Genomic DNA, 6,638 nt, shown 5'->3' with positions numbered 1-6,638 from the left:
GGGCTCGGTGCGGTTGCTGCGGTGCAGTTGGCTGATCCGGCGGAGGCGTTGCCGTTTGTGAAGACGCTTCGTGAGCACGGTATTTCGGGTCGCGCGGCGGGTCAGGGTGCGATGCAGATTTCGCCGACGTTCGTCATGACCGATGATCAGGTCGCGGAGATGGCAGCAGGGATCCTCGCAGCCCTCGGCTGAAGTCAGCTGCGGCGCCGGAAGAATTTCTCGATTCGGCGCCGCACAGCGTTGGGTGCAGGTTCGAGTTCCAGAACCTCTTGTTCCGACTGCTTGGCGTACGCCTGGGTGTACCGCTCGTGTAGCACCGAGCGAATCTCGTCCGGAGAGTAGGCCCGACGCTGGCGTTCGCCGCGCGCAACGAGAACCCCGGTGGCGGCAACGCCCATTGCACCGGCGAGGCCGACCAGTTTCCAAACATGCGAGGCGCGCAGAGGAGTACGGAGTTTCATCCCTCTACGCTAGAGGCATGGACCGACGATTGCTTTCGCAGGTGAGTCTCGACGAGGCCGCCGCCGCCACCCGCACGGGCGACATCTGGATCTTTCGCGGAGAGTCGACGGCCGATCGAGCCATCCAGACGCTGACCAACAGCCCCGTCAACCACGTCGGAATGTCGGTCGTGATCGACGACCTCCCACCGCTGATGTGGCATGCGGAACTCGGTCACTCGCTGCAGGACATGTGGACCGGACGCTTCCAGCGTGGTGTCCAACTGCACGATCTGCGATCGGCCGTTCAGGTTTGGGGCGCCAAGTACGGGCAGCGTGGATGGTTGCGCCAGCTCGACCACGAAGTCACCCGGGAGCAGGAAGACGCTCTGCTCCAGACGATCGCGCGGCTGGACGGTACGCCTTTCCCGTCGACGGCCAAGCTTGCTTCGCGCTGGTTCGGCGGCCGAATCCCGAAGCTGCGCAAGAAGTCCGACGTATCGGCAGTGGCCGTCGAGAGCGCCTACTGCGCCGAAGTGGTTGCCAAGACCTATGAAGCGATGGGTCTGCTCGTCGGCAATCGTCGTGTCAACTGGTTCGACCCGGGCAAGTTCTGGAGTGGAGATCAGTTGCCCCTCGCGCCGGGAGTTGCGCTCGGTGACGAGATCTCGGTATCACTGAGTGCACGTGACCTCGAGGCCGGACGCAATCCCGCCGGGTACTCACAAGGTTCGTGACGGCTCGGCGACGACGCGGCCGCCGACTTCGAGCCAACCTTCCGGAGAGAAGGTCGTGTGAAGGACCGATCCGCGTCCCTGGGTGATGAGCAATGATTTCCTCAATCGGTCCGTGATGCGCAGCGCTGCAGATCCGGTCGCCTCGTCCTCGGCGATTCCCATCACCGGTGCGAACATGCGTGCGCGGATGGCAGCTTCGAGCTTGTCCTGCCATGCCCACAGATACGAATGATCCGCCTCGTAGTCGGACGGATCTGCGTCGATGACGTCGTCCACCGTGTCCATCGGATAGATCGCGAATTCCGGTGCCCATTCGGCACGCGCGCGTACCCACGTCAAAGCGCCGGATTGGCGGACGTCGACACTGCCGGCAGGAACGTCGAGGGCGCTCACGCGACGGCCCTGTTCGCCCAGCCACCACGTGGCACCGACGGTCGGGTGTCCGGCGAAGGGGAGTTCTGCTGCCGGAGTGAAGATCTGGACCCGCGCACGCGAGGCGCCGTCATCCGGAACGTCGATGAAGATGGTCTCGCTGTAGTCGAGTTCCTTCGCGACGGCTTGTCGATCCGATTCTGCAACCGTGGACGCGTCGACGATTCCCAACGGATTCCCGTGCTTGCCGTTCTCGTCCGTGAAGACCCGGACCACACTCACCTCGATACCCATCGGTCCACCCTAGCGCGCGAAAAGCCCTCCCCACCTTCACGGTGGGGAGGGCTCGTCGAACTGCACTCAGGTCCGAGTGATCAGACCTGTGCGGCAGAGAGGATCTCGTTGGCTTCGACAGCCTGTGCGACGCCCGCGACGATGGAACCGGCGCGGATCGCTTCGAAGATGACCTCGCGGTCGACACCTTCCTGGCGGAGGGTGTTCTCGTGAGCTTCGAGGCAGTGGTTGCAGCCGTTGATCGCGGACACTGCAAGCGACCACAATTCGAAGTCGGCCTTGTCGACGCCCGGGTTGCCGATGATGTTCATCCGCAGGCCGGCACGAAGGTCGTCGTACTTACCGTCGAGGTAGCCCTTGGTGCGGTAGAAGACGTTGTTCATGCCCATGATCGACGCTGCGCCGAGAGCGGCGTTGTATGCCTCTGCCGACAGGTTGTCGGCAGCCTCGGAAGCAATCTCCTTGAGCGTGGACGCAGACTTGGTGGCTGCGGCCGTTGCGAGGAGCGTTCCCCACAACTGCTGCTCGTTCAGGACCGTCGTGCGCGCAATGGAACTCAGGTTGAGCTTGAGGTCCTTCGCGTACTCCGGAAGCGAGTTCTTGAGGTTCTCGACGCTCATACTCAGACGCTCGCAGTCAGGAGCTCGCCGGCGTTGATGGTCGGGTCGCCCTTCTTCCAGTTGCATGCGCACAGCTCGTCGCTCTGGAGAGCGTCGAGGACGCGGAGAACCTCGTCGACGTTACGGCCGACGGAACCGGCTGTGACGGAGACGAACTGGATCTCGTTGTTGGGGTCGACGATGAACGTCGCGCGGTCTGCAACGCCGTCGGCGTTGAGGACGCCGGTGGCCTCGGCAAGCTCGCGCTTGAGGTCCGAGAGCATCGGGAAGGGGAGGGTCTTGAGCTCTTCGTGCTGTGCACGCCACTGGAAGTGCACGAACTCGTTGTCGACGGAAGCGCCGAGAACCTGAGCGTCACGGTCTGCGAACTCTTCGTTGAGCTTGCCGAATGCAGCAATCTCGGTGGGGCACACGAAGGTGAAGTCCTTGGGCCAGAAGAAGACGATGCGCCACTTGCCTGCGTAGTCGTCACTGGTGACGGTGGTGAAGTAGTCATCGGGCTGCTGGGCATCGACCTTGGACAGGTCGCCGCCGATGACAGCCGTGAGGTTGTAAGCGGGGAACTGGTCGCCGATTGTGAGCAGAGCCATGTGTCTCATTCTCCTACGTGTCTCGTGAACAGGAATTTCTTGCGCACACGATCCGGCTGTTCGGACTGTGACGGCCGAACGTGCTGGATCGAGAGGGTTTGTCACCGTCAGCGGGTCGGACGGTTTCGACTGGAGTGTCGAGGTTGTGACCGGCGCTTTTTGGTATGAGTCCATTCTGCATCAAACCGTTCAAAAGGTAAAGGTGATGGGTGGCACTACACTGATAGGCATGTCTGATCAGACTTATCAACCTTCCTTGTCACAGCTGCGTGCCTTCGTGTCGGTCGCCGAGTATCGGCATTTCGGTACTGCCGCAGCGCGTTCCGGTGTGAGCCAACCCACACTGTCGCAGGCGCTGGCAGCTCTCGAGGCGGGACTAGGGGTCAAACTGATCGAACGCAGTACGCGGCGCGTGCTCGTGACCGCGGACGGACAGCGCTTGCTCGGTCAGGCCAAGCAAATCCTCGAGGCTGCCGACGGTTTCGTCGCGAGCGCGGCCGGCTCCGGCGACTCTCTGACCGGACCGCTACGCATCGGGTTGATCCCGACCGTTGCGCCCTACATTCTTCCGGGGTTGTTGCCGGAGCTGCGCGAGAAGCTGCCGTCGTTGGCGCCGCAAATAGTCGAGGATCAAACGGCGCGCTTGCTTGATGCCCTGCGATCGGGAGCGCTCGACGTCGCGGTGTTGGCGCTTCCTGCCGGAACACCTGGCCTGGTGGAAGTTCCTGTGTACGAAGAGGATTTTGTGATGGTCGTGCCGAACGATCATTCCTTGGCGGGACGTGTCGATCTCACGGCGGACGTGCTCGACGCGCTGCCGTTGCTCTTGCTCGACGACGGCCACTGCCTGCGCGACCAGACGTTGGATCTGTGCCGTTCGGTAGACGCCCATCCGCTTGCCGGCGACACGCGGGCTACCTCTCTTGCGACAGTCGTGCAATGTGTGGCCGGGGGACTCGGGGTGACTTTGGTCCCGGAATCGGCTGTTGCAGTGGAGGTTCGACGCGGGGACTTGTCGACGGCGCGTTTCGCTTCGCCGGCTCCAGGTCGCACGATCGGCGTCGTGTTCCGCTCGTCGAGTGGCCGAGCAGAAGGATTCCGTCAGCTGGCCGAGCTGGTCCGTTCGGTCAGCCCGACGGTTCCTCGATGACGTGACTCGTTCGACGTCGACGTGAAAGCTAGTCGAGAGAGCCTTCTTTCACGGCAATGACGGCTCCGGGATTGAGAATCCCCAGCGGGTCGAGCGCATCCTTGACCTTGCGATTGAGGGCCATGACGTCTTCACCCAACTGTGACGGCAGCCAGTCGCGCTTGAGTCGACCCACCCCGTGTTCGCCGGTGATCGTGCCGCCGAGCGCGATGGCGAGATCCATCACCCGTCCGAATGCGATCTGTGCGCGTTCGGACATGTCCGGGTCTGCGGGGTCGAAGACGATGAGCGGGTGTGTGTTTCCGTCTCCGGCGTGCGCCACCGTGCAGATCAGGACGTCGAGGTCGTCGGCGATGGCTTCGACCCCGGTTACCAGCTGGGGGAGTGCGCGCATGGGAACGCCCACGTCTTCGAGAAGCAGACTTCCCATCGCGAGCACTGCGGGGAACACCGCTCGCCGTGCCGCCGCAAAAGCGTCACCTTCGGCCTGGTCATCGGTGGCGAATACTTCGGTGGCTCCGTTGTTTTCGCACGCCTGAACAATCGTCTCGATTTCCAGCACGCCTGCCGCGCCGGGTGCGTCGGACTGCGCGAGCAGTAGTGCGTGAGCCTTGCGGTTGAGACCCATGCGTACCGAATCCTCGACAGCATTGATACTGGCGTGATCCATGAACTCGAGCATCGCCGGACGCATGTTGCTGGTGATCGCCAAGACCGCGTCGGCAGCTTCTTGTACCGAGTCGAACGACGCGACGACGGTTGATGCGGGCGGCTGCGCGGGAATCAAACGCAACGTGATTTCCGTGATGATGCCGAGAGTGCCCTCGCTGCCCACGAACAGTTTGGTGAGTGAGAGTCCGGCGACGTCCTTGAGAAGGGGACCTCCGAGGCTGACAGCTGTACCGTCCGCCAGCACGACCCGGAGTCCGAGAACGTAGTCGGTGGTAACTCCGTACTTGACGCAGCAGAGTCCGCCGGCGTTGGTGGCTGCATTGCCGCCGATGGAACAGATCTCGAAGGACGACGGGTCAGGTGGGTACCAGAGTCCGTGCTCTGCGGCGGCTTTCTTGACCTCCGCATTCATCAAGCCGGGCTGAGTAACCGCCACCCGGGCGACCGGGTCGATCGTGATCTGTCGCATTCGCTCGGTGCTGACCACGATGCAACCGTCGACGGCGCTGGATCCACCGGAAAGGCCCGAGCCGGCACCTCTGGGAACCACCGGAACGCGGTGGGCGGTTGCCCATCGCATCACGGTTTGGATGTCTTCGGTGCACGTAGCGCGAACCACGGCAGCGGGATGGCCGGCGGTCGGGTCGGCGGCCCAGTCCTGGCGGTAGCCCGCGGTCACATCCGGATCCAGCAGGACGGCTCCCTCGGGGAGTGCCGCTACCAATTCGTCGAGGGCTGAAGAACTCGCGGGAGTCATACTCTCATCATGCTCGACGGAGTTCGACGATGCGCCAATTCGCGAGACCACAGCCCGAGTCTGTCGCGCCTGATCAGTTCAGCATTGTCCGGCAGCGATCCTCCGAGTTGCCAGTTGAAGCCCTAGCGGCCCTTCTGCTTTCCGGAGAACCGGCCACCCGAACTCTTGGTCCCACCGGACTTGCCGCTGCCTGATTTGCCGCCCGCCTTGGCCTTACCGGAACCGGCGTTGCGTCCGGATATGTTCTTTGCGGTGCCGGCGCCCTTAGCTTTCTGCCCGTTCTTGGCAGCTTCTGCGCGACGCTCGCGGGCCGCGATCTTGGCCTTGACGGAGCCCTTGATCTTCTCCGCCGGCTCACCGTTTCGGCCGCGGGAACTCTGCGCCGTTCGGCCCCGCACGATGCCGATCAGTTCCTCGACCAGATCTGTGGTCTTGGACTCCATCCATGCCAAAGCCACAGGAGCCTCGGGCGCACCGTCCACCGGACGGAAGGTCAGGTCCTTGCGATGGTGGAACCGCGCCAGCGAATGGGGAACCACGACAACTCCGACGCCGGCGGCCACCAACTCGATGGCGTCGGCGATGGTCGCGGGTCGCTCGGCGGCGGTCTTTCCGGGACGGGTCGGCCAGTCGAGTCTGTCGTCGAGAGGATCGAGCACTATCTCGTCGGCCAGATCGTCGACGGAAATCTGATCGACAGTAGTGAATACGTGATCTTTCGGTACCACCACCACCGGGGTTTCCGCGTACAGCGAGATGGCGCTGATGCCGGTCCGGTCGATCGGCAGTCGAACCAAACCTGCATCTGCTTCACCGGCGCGAAGTGCAGCTTCGAGTTCGAGAACCGGGAACTGAACAAGTTCCAGACGCACCTCGGGGAGCCGCTCGTGCCACACCCGGACCCACTTGGTGGGCGTCACCCCCGGGGCGTACGCGAGTCGAAAAATTGCCTGACTATCCGCGTCTGTCACCAGGCAAGGCTACCGCCTTGGTAAAAGCACCCGTA

General features: G+C 63.1%; 8 protein-coding genes and 1 pseudogene. 3 read left to right on the top strand and 6 right to left on the bottom strand.

Annotated features, from left to right (window positions below; all coding sequences use genetic code 11):
• Positions 1-192, top strand: a pseudogene (locus AC1Q61_RS24250) (aspartate aminotransferase family protein); the annotation flags it as partial.
• A gap of 2 nt (positions 193-194) precedes the next feature.
• On the opposite strand, the gene AC1Q61_RS24245 reads toward AC1Q61_RS24250, so the two are convergent.
• Complete coding sequence (locus AC1Q61_RS24245; protein WP_042919958.1) at positions 195-461, bottom strand: hypothetical protein; 267 nt, start codon at positions 459-461, stop codon at positions 195-197.
• Between the two features lie 17 nt (positions 462-478).
• Between AC1Q61_RS24245 and AC1Q61_RS24240 the strand changes: the two genes are divergently transcribed.
• On the top strand, positions 479-1,177 hold the full coding sequence (locus tag AC1Q61_RS24240; RefSeq protein WP_042919956.1) for a hypothetical protein: 699 nt from the start codon (positions 479-481) through the stop codon (positions 1,175-1,177).
• Here AC1Q61_RS24240 and AC1Q61_RS24235 read toward each other — a convergent pair.
• The 3 genes from AC1Q61_RS24235 to AC1Q61_RS24225 all read right to left on the bottom strand — a co-directional run bounded on the left by AC1Q61_RS24235 (position 1,163) and on the right by AC1Q61_RS24225 (position 3,053).
• On the bottom strand, positions 1,163-1,843 hold the full coding sequence (locus AC1Q61_RS24235; RefSeq protein WP_003942237.1) for a PhzF family phenazine biosynthesis protein: 681 nt from the start codon (positions 1,841-1,843) through the stop codon (positions 1,163-1,165). The two genes, AC1Q61_RS24240 and AC1Q61_RS24235, sit on opposite strands and share 15 nt — an antisense overlap.
• A gap of 80 nt (positions 1,844-1,923) precedes the next feature.
• Positions 1,924-2,463, bottom strand: coding sequence for an alkylhydroperoxidase, AhpD family (gene ahpD / locus AC1Q61_RS24230; RefSeq protein WP_003942122.1), 540 nt, complete (start codon positions 2,461-2,463; stop codon positions 1,924-1,926).
• 2 nt (positions 2,464-2,465) lie between these two features.
• A complete protein-coding gene (locus AC1Q61_RS24225) occupies positions 2,466-3,053 on the bottom strand; it encodes a peroxiredoxin (RefSeq protein WP_003942119.1) in 588 nt (195 codons plus the stop codon).
• 229 nt (positions 3,054-3,282) lie between these two features.
• Between AC1Q61_RS24225 and AC1Q61_RS24220 the strand changes: the two genes are divergently transcribed.
• The gene (locus AC1Q61_RS24220; RefSeq protein ID WP_042920013.1) at positions 3,283-4,203 is read left to right on the top strand and encodes a hydrogen peroxide-inducible genes activator; all 921 of its coding nucleotides are present in this window, start codon (positions 3,283-3,285) and stop codon (positions 4,201-4,203) included.
• 28 nt (positions 4,204-4,231) lie between these two features.
• On the opposite strand, the gene AC1Q61_RS24215 is transcribed toward AC1Q61_RS24220, so the two are convergent.
• Positions 4,232-5,632, bottom strand: a complete 1,401-nt coding sequence (locus tag AC1Q61_RS24215; protein ID WP_075833054.1) for an FAD-binding oxidoreductase — start codon at positions 5,630-5,632, stop codon at positions 4,232-4,234.
• A 122-nt stretch (positions 5,633-5,754) separates the two neighbouring features.
• Positions 5,755-6,603 (bottom strand): LysR substrate-binding domain-containing protein, encoded by an 849-nt coding sequence (locus AC1Q61_RS24210; RefSeq protein ID WP_003942255.1) that lies wholly within the window; start codon positions 6,601-6,603, stop codon positions 5,755-5,757.
• Positions 6,604-6,638: the final 35 nt, after the last annotated feature.

The organism is Rhodococcus sp. MPR-R1B, from assembly GCF_058793255.1.
This window is presented reverse-complemented; position numbering and strand designations above follow the sequence as displayed.